General features: G+C 62.8%; 21 protein-coding genes. 12 read left to right on the top strand and 9 right to left on the bottom strand.

The annotated features are described in order from the left end of the window. Window positions 1–47 precede the first annotated feature (47 nt). The gene (locus tag SJY40_RS07045; RefSeq protein WP_378944294.1) at window positions 48–1,418 is read left to right on the top strand and encodes a hypothetical protein; all 1,371 of its coding nucleotides are present in this window, start codon (window positions 48–50) and stop codon (window positions 1,416–1,418) included. Continuing rightward, entirely contained in the window at window positions 1,415–2,083 is a 669-nt protein-coding gene (locus SJY40_RS07050; RefSeq protein WP_378944297.1) for an ABC transporter ATP-binding protein, read from the top strand. Before SJY40_RS07045 ends, SJY40_RS07050 begins: the two co-directional genes overlap by 4 nt. Here the strand turns inward: SJY40_RS07050 and SJY40_RS07055 are convergent. Beyond that, window positions 2,080–2,898: an alpha/beta fold hydrolase gene (locus SJY40_RS07055; RefSeq protein WP_378944300.1), complete on the bottom strand. Its 819-nt coding sequence runs from the start codon at window positions 2,896–2,898 to the stop codon at window positions 2,080–2,082. The two genes, SJY40_RS07050 and SJY40_RS07055, sit on opposite strands and share 4 nt — an antisense overlap. An 89-nt stretch (window positions 2,899–2,987) precedes the next feature. Then, entirely contained in the window at window positions 2,988–3,371 is a 384-nt protein-coding gene (locus tag SJY40_RS07060) for a DUF2147 domain-containing protein (protein ID WP_378944302.1), read from the bottom strand. A 137-nt stretch (window positions 3,372–3,508) separates the two neighbouring features. Between SJY40_RS07060 and hisA the strand changes: the two genes are divergently transcribed. The 6 genes from hisA to aat all read left to right on the top strand — a co-directional run bounded on the left by hisA (window position 3,509) and on the right by aat (window position 8,034). Then, on the top strand, window positions 3,509–4,225 hold the full coding sequence (hisA, locus tag SJY40_RS07065; protein WP_378948307.1) for a 1-(5-phosphoribosyl)-5-[(5-phosphoribosylamino)methylideneamino]imidazole-4-carboxamide isomerase: 717 nt from the start codon (window positions 3,509–3,511) through the stop codon (window positions 4,223–4,225). 87 nt (window positions 4,226–4,312) lie between these two features. Further along, window positions 4,313–5,074 (top strand): imidazole glycerol phosphate synthase subunit HisF, encoded by a 762-nt coding sequence (gene hisF / locus SJY40_RS07070; RefSeq protein WP_378944305.1) that lies wholly within the window; start codon window positions 4,313–4,315, stop codon window positions 5,072–5,074. After that, window positions 5,071–5,397, top strand: a complete 327-nt coding sequence (locus SJY40_RS07075; RefSeq protein ID WP_378944308.1) for a phosphoribosyl-ATP diphosphatase — start codon at window positions 5,071–5,073, stop codon at window positions 5,395–5,397. The genes hisF and SJY40_RS07075 overlap by 4 nt, the downstream gene beginning before the upstream one ends. Window positions 5,398–5,523: 126 nt before the next feature. Next, a complete protein-coding gene (gene accB, locus SJY40_RS07080) occupies window positions 5,524–6,039 on the top strand; it encodes an acetyl-CoA carboxylase biotin carboxyl carrier protein (protein WP_378944311.1) in 516 nt (171 codons plus the stop codon). A gap of 11 nt (window positions 6,040–6,050) precedes the next feature. After that, window positions 6,051–7,397 (top strand): acetyl-CoA carboxylase biotin carboxylase subunit, encoded by a 1,347-nt coding sequence (gene accC / locus SJY40_RS07085; protein WP_378948309.1) that lies wholly within the window; start codon window positions 6,051–6,053, stop codon window positions 7,395–7,397. A 7-nt stretch (window positions 7,398–7,404) separates the two neighbouring features. Further along, window positions 7,405–8,034 (top strand): leucyl/phenylalanyl-tRNA--protein transferase, encoded by a 630-nt coding sequence (gene aat, locus SJY40_RS07090; RefSeq protein ID WP_378944313.1) that lies wholly within the window; start codon window positions 7,405–7,407, stop codon window positions 8,032–8,034. On the opposite strand, the gene SJY40_RS07095 is transcribed toward aat, so the two are convergent. The 5 genes from SJY40_RS07095 to SJY40_RS07115 all read right to left on the bottom strand — a co-directional run bounded on the left by SJY40_RS07095 (window position 8,001) and on the right by SJY40_RS07115 (window position 11,346). Further along, window positions 8,001–8,351, bottom strand: a complete 351-nt coding sequence (locus SJY40_RS07095; RefSeq protein ID WP_378944316.1) for a DUF2155 domain-containing protein — start codon at window positions 8,349–8,351, stop codon at window positions 8,001–8,003. The two genes, aat and SJY40_RS07095, sit on opposite strands and share 34 nt — an antisense overlap. After that, the gene (gene mlaD / locus SJY40_RS07100) at window positions 8,348–8,821 is read right to left on the bottom strand and encodes an outer membrane lipid asymmetry maintenance protein MlaD (RefSeq protein ID WP_378944318.1); all 474 of its coding nucleotides are present in this window, start codon (window positions 8,819–8,821) and stop codon (window positions 8,348–8,350) included. Before mlaD ends, SJY40_RS07095 begins: the two co-directional genes overlap by 4 nt. Beyond that, complete coding sequence (locus tag SJY40_RS07105) at window positions 8,822–9,196, bottom strand: NADH:ubiquinone oxidoreductase subunit NDUFA12 (RefSeq protein ID WP_378944321.1); 375 nt, start codon at window positions 9,194–9,196, stop codon at window positions 8,822–8,824. Window positions 9,197–9,289: 93 nt separating this feature from the next. Then, window positions 9,290–10,555, bottom strand: coding sequence for an ATP-dependent Clp protease ATP-binding subunit ClpX (gene clpX / locus SJY40_RS07110; RefSeq protein WP_378944323.1), 1,266 nt, complete (start codon window positions 10,553–10,555; stop codon window positions 9,290–9,292). Between the two features lie 158 nt (window positions 10,556–10,713). Then, on the bottom strand, window positions 10,714–11,346 hold the full coding sequence (locus SJY40_RS07115) for an ATP-dependent Clp protease proteolytic subunit (RefSeq protein WP_378944326.1): 633 nt from the start codon (window positions 11,344–11,346) through the stop codon (window positions 10,714–10,716). A 163-nt stretch (window positions 11,347–11,509) separates the two neighbouring features. On the opposite strand from SJY40_RS07115, the gene pth reads away from it, so the two are divergent. The 4 genes from pth (at window position 11,510) to SJY40_RS07135 (ending at window position 14,233) form a co-directional block, all read left to right on the top strand. Then, window positions 11,510–12,208: an aminoacyl-tRNA hydrolase gene (gene pth, locus SJY40_RS07120; RefSeq protein ID WP_378944329.1), complete on the top strand. Its 699-nt coding sequence runs from the start codon at window positions 11,510–11,512 to the stop codon at window positions 12,206–12,208. After that, window positions 12,205–13,206, top strand: a complete 1,002-nt coding sequence (locus SJY40_RS07125) for a DUF2332 domain-containing protein (RefSeq protein ID WP_378944332.1) — start codon at window positions 12,205–12,207, stop codon at window positions 13,204–13,206. Before pth ends, SJY40_RS07125 begins: the two co-directional genes overlap by 4 nt. 63 nt (window positions 13,207–13,269) lie before the next feature. After that, window positions 13,270–13,644, top strand: coding sequence for a DUF2237 family protein (locus SJY40_RS07130; protein WP_378944335.1), 375 nt, complete (start codon window positions 13,270–13,272; stop codon window positions 13,642–13,644). Continuing rightward, complete coding sequence (locus SJY40_RS07135) at window positions 13,622–14,233, top strand: DUF4893 domain-containing protein (RefSeq protein WP_378944338.1); 612 nt, start codon at window positions 13,622–13,624, stop codon at window positions 14,231–14,233. Before SJY40_RS07130 ends, SJY40_RS07135 begins: the two co-directional genes overlap by 23 nt. 26 nt (window positions 14,234–14,259) lie before the next feature. Here the strand turns inward: SJY40_RS07135 and trpB are convergent, their stop codons facing one another. Both trpB and SJY40_RS07145 read right to left on the bottom strand, forming a co-directional pair. After that, window positions 14,260–15,486 (bottom strand): tryptophan synthase subunit beta, encoded by a 1,227-nt coding sequence (gene trpB / locus SJY40_RS07140; RefSeq protein WP_378944340.1) that lies wholly within the window; start codon window positions 15,484–15,486, stop codon window positions 14,260–14,262. 96 nt (window positions 15,487–15,582) lie between these two features. Further along, window positions 15,583–16,158, bottom strand: a complete 576-nt coding sequence (locus SJY40_RS07145) for a hypothetical protein (protein ID WP_378944343.1) — start codon at window positions 16,156–16,158, stop codon at window positions 15,583–15,585. Window positions 16,159–16,247 lie beyond the last annotated feature (89 nt).

A 16,247-nucleotide genomic window follows, 5' to 3' on the forward strand; every position in this document is an offset into this window, starting at 1 on the left:
GGCGGGGTAAGCGCATGTCCGCCCAAGACGATAAATCCGGATCCAGCATGCCGGAACACACCCCAAAAAGCGATGCCGCACAGGCCGAAACACCTGCGAAGGTGGCTGCGGGTCCCGCCGGCCCGAACCGCCTTCGCAAAACGGGGGCAAAGAAAACTGCCGGTGGCAAGATGGGTGGCGGCCGCATGGGGCCAGGCAAGGGCGGCTTTGCTGGCGGCCCCGGTCAACGCGGCAACGCAGGCGGTCCCGGCAAAGGTCCGATGAAACAGCGGATCCAAGCAGCCCTTGATCAGCCCGTTCTGCCGCCCGCCAGCCCGGCCACCTTGGAAAAGCGCCATTTCGGGTTGGTCATCAGCTTCGTTCTGCTGGTGATCCTGCCGACCTTTTTGGCGGGCTTTTATCTTTATACGCGGGCGGCGGATCAATACGCCTCCTATGTCGGGTTCTCGGTCCGCAGCGAGACAGCCCCCAGCCCCACGGATGTACTGGGCGGTTTGGGGTCTCTGGCCGGGATCAGCTCCAGTTCGACCTCGGACACGGATATTCTGTATAAATTCATCCAGAGCCGCGATCTGGTCGAGCGCGTGAACAACCGGCTGGATCTGCGCGAAATCTGGTCCAAGGCTTCTGACGATCCGATCTTCAGCTATCGCGGTGGCAGCGCGTTGGAGGATCTGGCCGACGAATGGGAACGCAAGGTCCGCATCTATTACGACAACGGCATGATCGATCTGCGCATTCTGGCTTTCGAAGCCCAGGACGCCCAGGACATCGCCACGGCGATCCTGGATGAGGGCGGCACCCTGATCAATGAGTTGAACGACATCGCGCGCGAAGATGCGCTTCGCTATGCCCGAACCGAATTGGACCGCGCACAGGGTCTACTGAAGACCGCCCGTCAGAATGTCACCGAATTCCGCAATCGCTATCAGCTGGTCGATCCGACCGCCGATGTCCAAAGCCAGATCGGCGTGGTGACGTCCTTGCAGCAACAGCTGGCCGAGCAGCTGGTATCATTGGGCATGCTGAAATCGAACGCGCAACCGGATGATCCGCGGATCAGCCAGACCGACCTGCGCGTCAAGGTCATCCGCGAACAGATCAATGCCGAACGCCAGAAGTTCAGCTCGGACAGCGAAGACATTGCCTTGACCGACGTCGTCGGCCAATACGAGACCTTGGCCGTCGATCGCCAGTTCGCCGAAACCAGCTATACTGCGGCACTGGCCGCTTTCGAGTCCGCACGCGCCGAGGCTGTTCGCCAATCGCGCTATATCGCGTCCTATATCCGCCCGACCCTAGCGCAAGAACCCGAATTTCCCCAGCGCAGTCAGTTGTTGCTGATCATTGCAGGCTTCCTGGCCGTGGCATGGGTGATCGGGGCGCTTGTCTTCTATAGCCTGCGCGACCGTCGATGATCCACCTGCAGAACATCTGCAAAAGCTATACGCTGAACGGTCGCCGCAAGGTGGTCGCCGACGACATCACGGCAACCTTTCCGTCGGGCACTTCCGTGGCGTTGCTGGGGCGCAACGGGGCGGGGAAATCATCGCTGCTGCGGATGATTTCGGGGGCGATGCTGCCCAGCAGTGGCAAGATTCTGTCGACCGGCACGATTAGCTGGCCGGTGGGTTTTTCGGGGTCATTCAATGGCGAACTGACCGGCGAACAGAACTGTCGCTTTGTCGCGCGTGTCTATGGCGTCGATACCCGGCAGCTGCTGGCCTTCGTCGAGGATTTCGCCGAACTGGGCGATCACTTCCATCTGCCGATCCGCAGCTATTCTTCCGGCATGAAATCGCGGCTGGCCTTCGGCCTGTCGATGGCGGTGCCTTTCGACACCTATCTGGTGGACGAGGTGTCCGCCGTTGGCGATGCTGCCTTCAAGGCCAAATCGAACCGCGTCTTCAACGAACGCATGTCGCGGTCGGGGGCAGTGGTGGTTTCGCATTCGATGGGGATGCTGCGCGCGACCTGTCATGCGGGCGCGGTGCTGGAAGGAGGCAAGCTGACCTTCTTTCCAGATCTGGAAGAGGCGATCGCGCTGCATATGGAAAACATGCAGCGCGGTCAGCAGGCCTAGCCCAGAAAAGCCTTCAGGTCATCCAGCAAGCGGTCGGCATGGGTCGCGGTCAACCCGTGCGGGGCGCCTTCGTATTCGATCAGCTTGGCGGATGGCACCATCTTTGCGACCCGATGCGCCGTCGCTTCGATCGGGACAGTCTTGTCGCCAGTGCCGTGGACGACCAAGGTCGGCACCTTGATGCTGTCCATATCGGCGGTAAAATCCGTCATCCCGAAAGCTGTGACGCAATCCAGCGTCGCCTTGGGGCTGGCCATCAGCGCCATACCCTGCGCCCAATCCAGCTGGGCATCGCTGACGCCACCTTCGGGGGTGCCTTGGCCGAAGAAGTCCTTGAAGAAATCGGCCAGAAAACCCGGGCGGTCATCACGCAAAGCTTGTCGCATCTGGCCGAACAGATCGGCAGGGGCGCCCTTGGGGTTGGCTTCGGATTTCAGCATCCCCGGCGCAACCGAAGACACGAAAACCGCCTTGGCGACGTTCCGGCCCGCGTGGCGCGACATATACCGTGCAACTTCCCCGCCACCCATCGAAAAGCCGACGACGGTTGCATCGGTCAACTCCAGCGTCTGGATGACGGTGGCCAGATCGTCGGACATGGTGTCATAGTCATACCCCGCAAAGGGTTGATCCGACCTCCCGAAACCGCGCCGATCATAACTGATGACGCGGTATCCAGCCTCGGCCAGGCCGAGGGCTTGGGTTTCCCAGCTGTCGGCATTCAGAGGCCAGCCGTGGATCAGGACGACAGGCGCACCCTGCCCCCAGTCCTTGACGTAAATTTCGGTACCGTCGTTTGCGGTGATCATGGGCATTCTGTCGTCCCTTTCATCAAATGAAACTTGCGGGACAAACGTCGGGCGGCGACTGCGGGTTCGCACGCCGCCCTTCAGGATATCGTGCGTTACTGGACCTTGACCCAGTTCTGGCTTTTGCACAGCAGGCCACCCGCGACGCAGCCCGACAGGCTCATCTGCGTGCCCGAGACGCTGGCCTTGCCCGCATAGACCTTGTCGTTCGACGGGCGCCAGACCTGCCCCTGATACTTGCCACCGCCTTGGGGTGCCATGTCGATGACGATCTGGCGGCCGACGTTCGGGGATTTGTATTCCTGCGTGCCTTTGAAGGCGCGGGTGATGGTGCCGCAGAAGGCACCGCCGCAGGGCGCGATGGTAACATGGGCAAAGGCGCCGCCGTCGGGCTGGGTCTGCCAGATGCCCTCGATGGGGTCGGCGGCGGCGGCGGTGGCACCAAGGGCCAAAACGGCTGCCAGAATGATGTGACGCATGATTTCTCCTCCTCAGGATGGCCGATGTTGTGCGGGCCTTGGCGCATCTGGCAAGCATGACGTCAGGTCCGGGTCTTTACGTCACGCACCGCCCCGTGGCAAAGAACGCCCAACCATATCCGCGGAAGGCCAGCGACATGATCCTCTATCCCGCCATCGACCTGAAAGACGGCAATTGCGTGCGCCTGCTGCGCGGCGACATGGAGGCGGCGACCGTCTTCGGCAGCAACCCCGCAGCACAGGCCCGCGCCTTTCAGGACGCCGGTGCCGAATGGCTGCATCTGGTCGATCTGAACGGCGCGTTCGAGGGCAAGCCGGTCAACGCCGCCGCCGTCGAGGCGATCCTGGCCGCCACCGATATCCCCACCCAACTGGGCGGCGGCATCCGCGACATGGCCACCATCGAAAGCTGGCTGGACCGCGGACTGACCCGCGTCATCCTGGGCACCGTCGCGGTGGAAAACCCCGATCTGGTGCATGAGGCCGCGCAGGCCTTCCCCGGTCGCATTGCGGTCGGCATCGATGCTCGCGCGGGCCGGGTAGCAACCCGTGGCTGGGCGACGGAAACCGACGTCATGGCCACTGATCTGGCGCAGCGTTTCCAAGACGCGGGCGTGGCGGCAATCATCTATACCGACATCGACCGCGACGGCGCGATGGGCGGCCCGAACGTTCAGGCGACCGAGGCTTTGGCCCGCGCCGTCAACATCCCCGTCATCGCATCTGGCGGCGTGTCCTCGATGTCCGATCTGCGTGCGCTGGCCGATACGCAGGTGATCGCGGGCGCGATTTCGGGGCGGGCGCTTTACGACGGCGCGCTGGATCTGACGCAGGCGCTAGCGGCGCTGAAATAAGCTGCTCTGGCTGCGGCGGCGATTTGGCATTAGAAGATGCACGAAACGCCGCCGCAGCCAAGGCGGCCCCAAGGAAAAGGTCATGCGATGCTGAAGACGCGCATCATTCCCTGCCTTGATGTGGCCGATGGCCGCGTCGTCAAGGGCGTCAACTTCGTGGACCTGCGCGATGCCGGCGATCCTGTCGAGGCCGCGCGCGCCTATGACGCCGCCGGCGCCGACGAAATCTGTTTTCTGGATATCCACGCAACCCATGAAAACCGTGGCACCATGTTCGATCTGGTCACCCGCACGGCGGAACAATGTTTCGTGCCGCTGACCGTGGGCGGCGGTGTGCGCACCCATAACGACGTGCGCGCGCTGTTGCTGGCGGGGGCCGATAAGGTCAGCTTCAATTCCGCCGCCGTGGCCGACCCCGATGTGGTTGCCGCCGCCGCCGACCGTTTCGGCAGCCAGTGCATTGTCGTGGCCATTGACGCCAAGACCGTTGCGGATGGCCGGTGGGAAATATTCACCCATGGCGGTCGCAAATCCACTGGCATCGATGCCGTGGAATTCGCTCGTCTGGTCGAATCGAAAGGTGCCGGGGAAATTCTGCTGACCAGCATGGATCGGGACGGGACGCGGTCGGGCTTCAACCTGCCGCTGACGCGCGCCATCGCCGATGCGGTGAATGTCCCCGTCATCGCATCGGGCGGGGTCGGCACGCTGGACCATCTGGTCGAGGGCGTGACCGAGGGTCATGCCAGCGCCGTTCTGGCGGCATCCATTTTCCACTTCGGCACCCATACCGTTGCCGAGGCCAAGGCCCATATGGCCGCGGCCGGCATCCCCATGAGGCTGACATGACCCCCCTGCAGCGCCTTGCCGCCACCATCGAATCGCGCAAATCGGCAGACCCCGACAGCAGCTGGACCGCGAAGCTGCTGGCCAAGGGCCCCGAAAAATGCGCCGAGAAATTCGGTGAGGAATCGATCGAGGCCATCATCGAAGCCGTCAAGGGCGACCGCGCGCGTCTGACATCCGAAGCCGCAGACGTGGTGTTTCACCTGCTTGTGATGCTGGCTGCGCGTGATGTCACGCTGGAAGATGTCGAAGCGGAACTGGCAAGACGCGAAGGAACCTCGGGTTTGACCGAAAAAGCGGCGCGCGGCCCCGCGACCCCCGGCTAGGCGGTCAAACCGCGCCCAAATCCGCACCAAGGGGTTGAAACCCTTCCCCTTGACCAACCACAAGGGCTATAAGCCCCGCAATCGCCGCGCGTGACGCGGCCTGACCAAAACACGGCAGAGGACGGCATGAGCAACAATTCCAACAACGGCAAGCACCACGAAGGCGATGTGGCTTTCATCCAGTCGCTGGCCCAACTGCTGAACGAAAGCGAACTGAACGAGATCTCGGTCAAGCGCGAATACGGCGAACATGACCGTCTGACCGTCAGCCTGACCAAGCAGGGCAAGCAGGTCGTCTATGCCGCGGCCCCCCAGCAGTCGGCCCCCGCAGCGCCCCAGGCCGCAGCGCCCGCCGCCTCGGCACCTGCCGCCCCCGCAGCGCCGGCCAACGAAGATCCGGCCAGCCTGCCGGGCGTCGTGACCTCGCCCATGGTGGGCACGGCCTATCTGGCCGCCGAACCCGGCGCCTCGGCCTTCGTGCAGGTCGGCCAGCAGGTCGCCGAGGGCGAGACGCTGATGATCGTGGAAGCCATGAAGACCATGAACCACATCCCCTCGCCGCGTGCCGGCACCGTCAAGCGCATCCTGATCGACGACGGCAGCCCGGTCGAATTCGGCGCGCCCCTGATGATCGTCGAGTGAGGCAGATCCCCATGTTCGACAAGATCCTCATCGCCAACCGCGGCGAGATCGCGCTTCGCGTGATCCGCGCCTGCCGAGAGATGGGCATCGCATCCGTTGCGGTCCATTCCACCGCCGATACCGACGCCATGCATGTGCGCATGGCCGACGAATCGGTCTGCATCGGCCCACCGTCGTCCACCAACAGCTATCTGTCGATGCCCGCGCTGATTTCCGCCTGCGAAATCACCGGCGCGCAGGCGATCCACCCCGGCTACGGTTTCCTGTCGGAAAACGCCGGTTTCGTGCAGATGCTGGAAGATCACGACATCACCTTCATCGGCCCCCGCGCGGAACACATCCGCATCATGGGCGACAAGATCACCGCCAAGGACACGATGAAGGCGCTTGGCGTCCCTTGCGTTCCTGGCAGCGAAGGCGGCGTGAACGACGTGGAAGACGCCAAGCGCGTCGCGGCTGAAATCGGCTATCCGGTCATCATCAAGGCGACCGCCGGTGGCGGTGGACGCGGCATGAAGGTGGCGGAAAACGAGACCGGTCTGGAGGTCGCCTTCCGCACCGCCCGTTCGGAAGCCAAGGCCGCCTTCGGCAACCCCGACGTCTATATCGAAAAATACCTGCAACGCCCCCGCCACATCGAGATCCAGGTCTTTGGCGATGGCAAGGGCCGCGCCGTGCATTTGGGCGAACGCGACTGTTCGCTGCAGCGCCGCCACCAGAAGGTGCTGGAAGAGGCGCCGGGTCCGTCCATCACGCAGGAACAGCGCGACCGGATCGGGGCCATCTGCGCCGACGCCGTCGCCAAGATCGGTTATGCCGGTGCCGGCACGATCGAATTCCTGTTCGAGGATGGCGAGTTCTATTTCATCGAGATGAATACCCGTCTTCAGGTCGAACATCCGGTGACCGAGGCTATCTTCGGCGTGGACCTTGTCCGCCAGCAGATCCGCGTCGCCGCCGGTTTGCCGATGGAGTTCCATCAGGAAGACCTGGTCATCAACGGCCACTCGATCGAGGTGCGGATCAACGCAGAGAAAGTCCCCGGATTTTCACCCTGCCCGGGCAAGATCACCCAGTATCACGCCCCCGGCGGTCTGGGCGTTCGGATGGATTCGGCGCTTTATCAGGGCTATTCGATCCCGCCCTATTACGACAGCTTGATCGGCAAGCTGATCGTGCATGGTCGCGACCGCGATGAGGCACTGGCTCGTCTGTCGCGCGCCTTGGGCGAATTGATCGTCGATGGCGTCGATACCACCGTGCCGCTTTTCGATGCCTTGCTGCAGGAACCTGATATCCTGTCGGGCAACTACTCGATCCACTGGCTAGAACGCTGGCTGGCCCAGCACTTCGGCTGAGACTTTGGTGCTGACGCCCTCGCAACTGCTGACCGGCTATGCGCGCGGCGTCTTCCCCATGGCCGAAAGCGCCGACGATGATCGGCTTTACTGGTTCGACCCCCCCATGCGGGGGGTCCTTCCCATCGGCGGGGTCTATGCGTCGCGGTCGCTGCTGCGCGACCTTCGCCGCGGTGGCTGGTCTGCACATCTGGACAGCGATTTCGACCGGATCGTCGCCATCTGCGGTGACCGCGACACGACATGGATCAACGCTCCACTGGCGAGGCTGTATGGCCAGTTGCATCGTGGCGGGCATGCCCACGCCATTGAAATCCGCCATGATGGCAGTTTTGCGGGCGGATTGTTCGGGGTGACCCTGGGGGCCGCATTCTTTGGTGAATCCATGGTTTCGGCGCGAACGAACGGATCCAAGATGGCGCTGCTCTGGGCCTCCGATCATTTGGCCCGCTGCGGTTTTACCCTGTTCGACACGCAGTTCCTGACCCCGCATCTTGCGCGGATGGGCGGGACCGAGATCGGACGTGAAACCTATCAGAAGCGGCTGTCACTTGCATTGAAGCGGGTTGCTGATTTCACAGCACATGAACCGCGGTCGGCAGATCAGCTTTGGCAGGACATGACCCAGACATCGTAGCGCGCGTCATCCAGCGCCGAAAGGGCCGGAGAGCTGGCGATCATCCACCCTGCAAAAGATGTCGTATTCTGCCGCAGATCGGTGATGGTCATCTGCGCATAAGCGTCCGAACTGGGGTCGCCGGACGGATAGCGGCATTCAACGACGCGGACTTCCAATCGGCCATAGCGGACAGCATCCCCGACAGGCACCACCAGATCGGTCGTTCGGCCTGAGACCTTGTCCAATCCACGCAACATGGCCGCACTGCCCTGCTGGGTGTCCTGTGCAACCGCAGGACCTGCCAGCGCGATGATGCAAAGAAGGGGTCTGATCACGGTGCCACCTCGGGTTCGCTGCCGGCCTGGCTGTCCACGAATTTCATCATCAACTGCAGCAGACTTACAGCACCTTGGACATCTTCGATCTCATCGCCGGGGGCCAGGTTGTCCATGCTTCCGCCGGGTTGCAGCTGAATATACGCACCGCCAAGCAGGCCATCCGACTGGATCAGCGCGGCACTGTCGGCGGGCAGCACGACGTCATCCGGAATCTGAAAGACGGCATCGGCCAGATAGGTCTGCGGGTTCAATTGGATGTCACTGACACGACCGATCTTGACGCCCGCTAGCCGGATCTCGGTACCGACACTGACACCGTCAACGTCTGGAAAAGATGCGGTCACGTGATAGCCATTACTGGTGGACCACTTGCCCTGTCCGGCCCAGGCCAGAAAACCGACCGCGACCGCAAGGACCAAGGCACCTGCGATCAGCTCGGCCCGGGCTTCGGTCGCTGAAGTCGTCATTTATTCAGGCTGCCAAGCATCATAGTCGCTGCGGGCGATCGGGTGCACGCGGCTCAGCGAGCCTGCGGGGACATAGGCCTCGGTCGTGCCGGTCAGGTTCGCCTGATGCGGCTTTTCCCAAGCCTTGTGCGGAACGGGCACCTCGGTCGGAGGCTCGTTCCACGTGTGGTGCAACCAGCCGTGCCACTCAGGGCTGACCCGGCTCGCCTCGGCTTCACCATTATAGATGACCCAACGACGCTTGCCGTCCTTGTTCTCGTAGAAGATGTTGCCGTTGCCGTCCTCGCCCACCTTGACGCCATTCCGCCAAGTCCAGAACTGGGTGTTGAGCGTCTGGCTGTTCCACCAGGTCAGAAAGCGCAAGGGATAGGACATCGACAGGACCTCACCGATCAGAATTGCTTGACGATATGCACCGAAAGACGCCCAAGGTCCAGCCTTGGTGCGCCTCGGGGCAGCCCGCCGGGGTTACCCGGCCGAGGCGCTTTCCTTCTTGGGATCGGCGTGGATCAGCAGCGGCTTGGCGGATGCCATTTCAACGGCTTCCTCATTGACCACGACCTCTTCGACGCTATCCATACCGGGCAGTTCGAACATCGTTTCCAGCAGGATTTCCTCAAGGATCGACCGCAGACCGCGTGCACCGGTCTTGCGCTTGATGGCGCGGCCGGCAATTGCCGTCAGCGCATCCTCGGTGAAGGTCAGCTGAACCCCTTCCAGATCGAACAGACGCTGGTATTGCTTGATAAGCGCGTTTTTCGGCTTGGTCAGGATGATGATCAGCGCTTCTTCATCCAGATCGGTCAGCGTCGCAATGACCGGCAGACGGCCCACGAACTCCGGAATCAGACCGAACTTCAGCAGATCTTCGGGTTCGAGTTCCTTGAAGGTCTCGCCGACACCTTGATCGGTGTTTTCCTTCACGGCAGCGCCGAAGCCCATCGCCGTGCCCTTGTTCCTCTGCTGGATGATGCGATCCAGACCGGCGAATGCGCCGCCGCAGATGAACAGAATGTTGGTCGTGTCAACCTGCAGGAATTCCTGCTGGGGATGCTTGCGGCCACCCTGCGGCGGAACGCTGGCAACAGTGCCTTCCATGATCTTCAGCAAAGCCTGCTGGACACCTTCGCCCGAAACGTCGCGGGTGATCGAGGGGTTGTCCGACTTGCGGGTGATCTTGTCGACTTCATCGATATAGACGATACCGCGCTGCGCACGTTCGACATTGTATTCGCTGGACTGCAGCAGCTTCAGGATGATGTTTTCGACATCCTCACCGACATAGCCGGCCTCGGTCAGCGTTGTGGCGTCCGCCATTGTAAAGGGCACGTCCAGAATGCGGGCCAGCGTCTGCGCAAGCAGCGTCTTGCCGCAACCGGTCGGGCCGATCAGCAGGATGTTCGATTTGGCCAGCTCGATATCGGTCTTGGACCCGTGGTTCAAGCGCTTGTAGTGGTTATGCACGGCAACTGACAGAACCCGCTTGGCGTGTTCCTGACCGATGACATAGTCGTCCAGCACGCCGCAGATTTCGCGCGGGGTCGGAACGCCTTCGCCGGTCTTCAGGCCGTTGGTCTTGGTCTCTTCGCGAATGATGTCCATGCAAAGTTCGACGCATTCGTCGCAGATGAACACGGTCGGCCCTGCAATCAGCTTGCGGACCTCGTGCTGGCTCTTGCCGCAAAAGCTGCAATAGAGCGTGTTCTTGCTGTCGTTGCCGGACTGGTTGGCCATCGTCCACTTCCTTCATTGCCGCCGATGCGCTTTGGCAGGCGGGCGACGTCGGAGGTTCCGCGCGCCGCGTCTTCGGATTGCCCGCGCCGGTCTGGGCCGGCACGGGTATTTGTCGTCAGTTTAAGGACGAGGCTTGCCCGTCACAATCCCAAACTGCCTTATTTCTTTTCAGGCTCGGCCTTGCCGCGGGGCGCCACGACCTCGTCGATCAAGCCCCAGTCCTTGGCTTCCTCGGGCGACATGAAGCGGTCACGCTCAAGCGCGGCTTCGACTTCGTCCAGCGGGCGGCCGGTGTGGTTGACATAGATCTCGTTAAGGCGGCGCTTCAGCTTTTCGGTTTCGCGCGCATGGATCAGGATGTCGGTCGCCTGACCCTGATAGCCGCCCGAAGGCTGGTGGACCATCACGCGGCTGTTGGGCAGCGAGTAACGCAGACCCTTTTCACCGGCAGCCAGCAGCAGCGACCCCATCGATGCCGCCTGCCCCACGACCAGCGTCGAGACGCGCGGGCGGATATACTGCATCGTGTCATAGATCGACAGGCCCGAGGTGACGACGCCACCGGGGCTGTTGATATACATGCTGATGTCTTTGTTGGGGTTTTCGGCCTCAAGGAACAGCAGCTGCGCGCAGATCAGCGTCAACATGCCGTCATGGACCGGACCCGAAACGAAAATGATCCGCTCCTTCAGCAGACGCGAGAAGATGTCATAGGCACGTTCCCCCCGCGACGTCTGTTCGACCACCATGGGCACAAGGGTGTTCATGTAGAATTCTGCCGGATCGCTCATCTTCAGTCCTTCTTTGGTCCCTGTCCCCGCAATTCGACCGGGTACTCGAACCCGTGTTAGACGCGATAGGTTGACAGAGTCTTAGTAACCGGCAAGGTCAGCCGCAAGGGATGGAACGAAATTCGACCTGTGCAATTGCCGCAGGCCGCCACAGGAGACGCGTGTGAAACTGATCGTGGGGCTGGGCAATCCCGGCACGAAATATGCAGCCAATCGTCACAATATCGGCTTCATGGCCCTTGATCGCATGGCCGAGGACCATGGTTTCACCCCCTGGAAGTCCCGCTTCCAGTCGCTGACCGCCGATGGGCGCTTGGGTGAAACGCGCGTCACGCTGTTAAAGCCGCAGACCTTCATGAACCTTTCGGGCCAATCCGTGGGCGAGGCGATGCGCTATCTGAAGCTGACCCCCGATGACGTAATCGTCCTGCACGACGAGTTGGACCTGGCGCCCGGCAAATGCCGCGTCAAGCAGGGTGGCGGTCATGCGGGCCACAACGGCCTGCGGTCGATCCACCAGCATATCGGCGCGGAATACGGGCGCGTCAGGCTGGGGATCGGGCATCCTGGCCATAAGGATCGCGTCGCGGGCTATGTCCTGTCGGATTTTGCCAAGGCCGAACAGGAGTGGCTGGACGACCTGATGCGCGGCATCTCGGACGGGGCGGCGTCGCTGGCGGCGGGTGATGGCGGCAGGTTCCAGAACGCCGTCGCGGCGCGGGTGAACCCTGCACGCAACAGTGGCACCGAAGGCCCCGCCAAACCGGCCGAACCCCCCGCCCCCCGCAAACCCGAACGCGCGGCCCCTGCCCCGACCGCATTTGCCGACAAGCTGAAGTCCCTGACCGACCGCTTCAAATGACGGTGCGGGCGGCCTTTCTGGATCAGGCGCAATCCTGCCGCCAGCTGGGATCGCCCCTGACCGCCGCGACTTGCGAGGCCTTCGCCCGCATTGTGGACCCCTCGCAGGGGGCTGTGGCGCAGCATATTCTGAACTGGCCCGGCGATCCCCGCAGTAGGGCGGATTCAGTGCCGCTGCGGCTTTGCGGGGCGCTGCACGCGCTGGTGCTGACCGGGGCTGATGCCCGGCTGGCGCAGACCTATGCCAATCGGGATGTGCCCGATGACCTGCTGATCGACGCGCTGCAGCGCCATGCCGATCATATCCTGCACTGGCTGGCCAGTCCGCCACAAACCAACGAAGTCGCCCGCGCCGCGCCCTTGATCGCAGCCGCCCGCTTTCTTGGCGAACTGGCACCGCAGAACATCCATCTGCGCGAACTGGGTGCCTCGGCGGGGCTGAACCTGAACTTCGACCGCTATCACTTTGGTCCCTGCGACGACGGTGTTGCCCTGACGCCCGACTGGCAGGGCGACATGCCCGATGGTCGTTTCGACATCGTCAGCCGCCGTGGGGTGGACCTGAACCCGCTGGACCCTGATCGCGACGGGTTGCGGCTGATGGCTTATTGCTGGGCCGATCAGACCGCCCGCCTTGCCCGCCTGAGGGCCGCGCTGGAACTGGCAATGACAGATCCACCGCATGTGGAACGGGGCGACGCGGGTGAATGGCTGACCGATCAGCTGTGGACCCCGGTCGAGGGAACGCTTCTGGTCTTTCACACCATCGCCGCACAATACTTCCCGCCCGCCACAGGTGCTGCATGCGCCGCTGCGTTGACGATGGCCGGCGCGAATGCAACGCCAGACCGGCCCATCGCGCATCTGCAGATGGAGGCAGACGGCGGCGAAGGTGCGGGGCTGACATTGACGCTGTGGGATGGGCAGCGCCGCGACTGGTCGCTCGGGCGGGCCGATTTCCACGGGCGGTGGGTTCGCTGGTCGCCCGAACGGATCTGAACGAAAGCGGGCTTTCGCAAATCTGGTCCCGGCCTTAGGCTGTCCGAAAAGGAAGGTGTGCGCGTGGAACCATCACTGAACGTCCTTGGGCAGGAACTTCAACCCTGCTCGACCAGTCCGACGACCGGATTTTACCGCAACGGCTGCTGCGATACCGGCCCCGAGGATCAGGGCAGCCACACCGTCTGCGTGATCCTGACCGATGAATTCCTAGCCATGTCGCGCTATCTGGGCAACGACCTGACGACGCCACGACCCGAGTTCGGCTTTCCGGGGCTGAAGGCCGGCGACCGCTGGTGTCTCTGCGCCAGTCGCTTTCTGCAGGCGGCGCAGGAATTCGCGGCGCCTAGGGTGGTGCTGAATTCGACCCACCAGCGCGCCCTTGATGTCATCCCGTTGGAACTGTTGAAACGTCATGCGGAAACCGGCACGCCTTGACGCCGCGATCATCGCGGCCACGCTGATCGCCACGCAGGCGACGGCGTTTCAGCCCGACATGTCCGCCGACATCCGGCCCGACGATGCCCTGCGACTCGAACGTCTGGATCAGGTTGCAGGCCTGACCCTGCGGCGGGCGATGGCAATTGCGGATAAGGCGGACCTTGGTGTCCTGACGCAGGGCCTGTCGGGTGCGCCCCTGCCCTTGGGCGAGGCGACCTCGGTCCTGCCCGGCGATTGGACCTGCCGGATGCTCAAGATGGGGCGCGATCTGCCGCTGGTGGTCTATTCACCCTTCACCTGTCGCATCACCCAAAACGGAGACTTCGACAAGCTGACCGGATCGCAACGCAGCACCGGACGGATCGGGGTGATCGACGATGATCTGATCTATCTGGGAACGGCCTATGTCGCGGGGGATACGCCAGCCGATTACGCCGATCTTCCCGAACAGGTGGACCCGACGGCCATGCCGCAGGTCGTTCCCGATGTCGGAATGGTCGAGGTGACCTCCCCCGATACGGCCCGCATCCTGATGCCCCTGCCGCATCTTGAATCCGACCTGAACATCCTGCTGCTAAGCCGTTGAAAAATGGGGCCGAAGCCCCCTGTTCCTCAGGTGTTGATTTCGACGCCCAGATGTTTGGCGACGGTGAAGATATCCTTATCCCCACGACCGCACATGTTCATCACGATGATATGGTCGGCGGGCAGATCGGGTGCGATCTTGATGACATGGGCCAGGGCGTGGCTGGGTTCCAGCGCCGGAATGATGCCTTCCTGCGCACAGCACATCTGGAAGGCCGCAAGGGCTTCGTCATCGGTGATGCTGACATATTCGGCGCGACCCATGTCCTTCAGCCAGGCATGCTCGGGCCCGATGCCCGGATAGTCCAAACCTGCGCTGATCGAGTGCCCTTCAAGGATCTGCCCGTCATCGTCCTGCAACAGATAGGTGCGGTTGCCATGCAGCACTCCCGCACGACCGCCCGAGAGGCTGGCGCAATGCTCCATCCGGTCGTCGACGCCCTTGCCACCGGCTTCGACGCCGATGATGCCGACCTCCTTGTCGTCGAGGAAGGGATAGAACAGCCCCATCGCGTTCGACCCGCCACCGATGGCCGCCACCAAAGTGTCGGGCAAACGGCCTTCGCGCGGCATGATCTGTTCGCGGACCTCCTTGCCGATGATCGACTGGAAATCGCGGACCATCGCCGGATAGGGATGCGGACCGGCAACGGTGCCGATGCAGTAGAAGGTGTCGCGGACATTGGTCACCCAATCGCGCAGCGCATCGTTCATCGCATCTTTCAGCGTGCCGCGACCGCTGGTGACCGGCACCACCTCGGCACCCAGCAGGCGCATGCGGAAGACGTTCGGGGCCTGACGCTCGACATCATGCGCGCCCATATAGACGATGCACTTCAGACCGAAGCGCGCGCAGACGGTCGCCGTCGCCACCCCATGCTGCCCCGCGCCGGTTTCCGCGATGATCCGGGTCTTGCCCATGCGGATCGCCAGCAGGATCTGGCCCAGCACGTTGTTGATCTTATGCGCGCCGGTGTGGTTCAGCTCATCCCGCTTCATATAGATCTTCGCGCCGCCAAGATGTTCGGTCAGGCGTTCGGCGTAATACAGCGGCGAGGGCCTGCCGACGTAATGCGTCCACAGGTCGTCCATCTGCGCGGCAAAGGCCGGATCGACCTTGGCGCGTTCGTATTCGGCCTCCAGCTCCAGGATCAGCGGCATCAGCGTTTCACTGACGAAACGGCCGCCATAGATGCCGAAGCGGCCCTGATCATCGGGTCCGGTCTTGAAGCTGTTCAGCAGATCGTCGGCCATAGCGTGCGCCTTCGCAATTGGTTGGGACATGTTCGCACCGTCTTAGCGGTGAATGGGCGCGGGGTGAAGCCCAAGCGGCGCCATCCCCTGCGCCCCTCAGTCGCGGTCGCCCTGCCGCTGTCCGTCGGCACCGATCCACCAGCAAATGACGCGACTGTCCTGCAGCGTTCGCGCATCGTCGTCGGTCGGGGCGCCAAACCCACGATGGGCCGTCAGCCCGGCGATGGTCACCTGCCCCATCACGCCGTGACCCAGTTGCGCGGTGGCGACCTTGTCGATCAGCTGAGGCGTGATCTCGTCCGGCGTCGCACAGGTCGGGTCGGCGATGATGGCGGCAAGGCGGTCGCGGCGGGCGTCATCTTCGTCCAGCAGCCGCCGGACCGCGGCGCGGAAGGCAGTTTCGGTTTCGATATAGGCGGCAAGCGTCGGCAGTTTCTTGGCGGCGGGCTTTTTCAGCTTGATGCGCCCCTGCTGGTAAAGCGCCATCAGCAGCCGCGCCCCAATGGGCGAGGTCAAGGCAACCTGTCCGTCAAAAAAGGCCAGATCCTTATCATCGGGCGTCAGGCGAAGATTGCCCGCGCGGCCTTCATGCGCTGCCTTGCGCAGGGCCGCCAGCGCCGGGGTGCGATGAACGTCTGGGATCATCTCGACCACGGAGAGTGCCGGTTTCATCAGCTCTCGAATGCCCCAAAGCATGATGCCCTCATTTGGTTTCTGCGGTGCGTTTCTGCGGTGCGATTGTCACGGATGCGGGGCCAGAT

It is taken from the genome of Paracoccus sp. R86501, assembly GCF_042466435.1.
GTDB lineage: Bacteria > Pseudomonadota > Alphaproteobacteria > Rhodobacterales > Rhodobacteraceae > Paracoccus.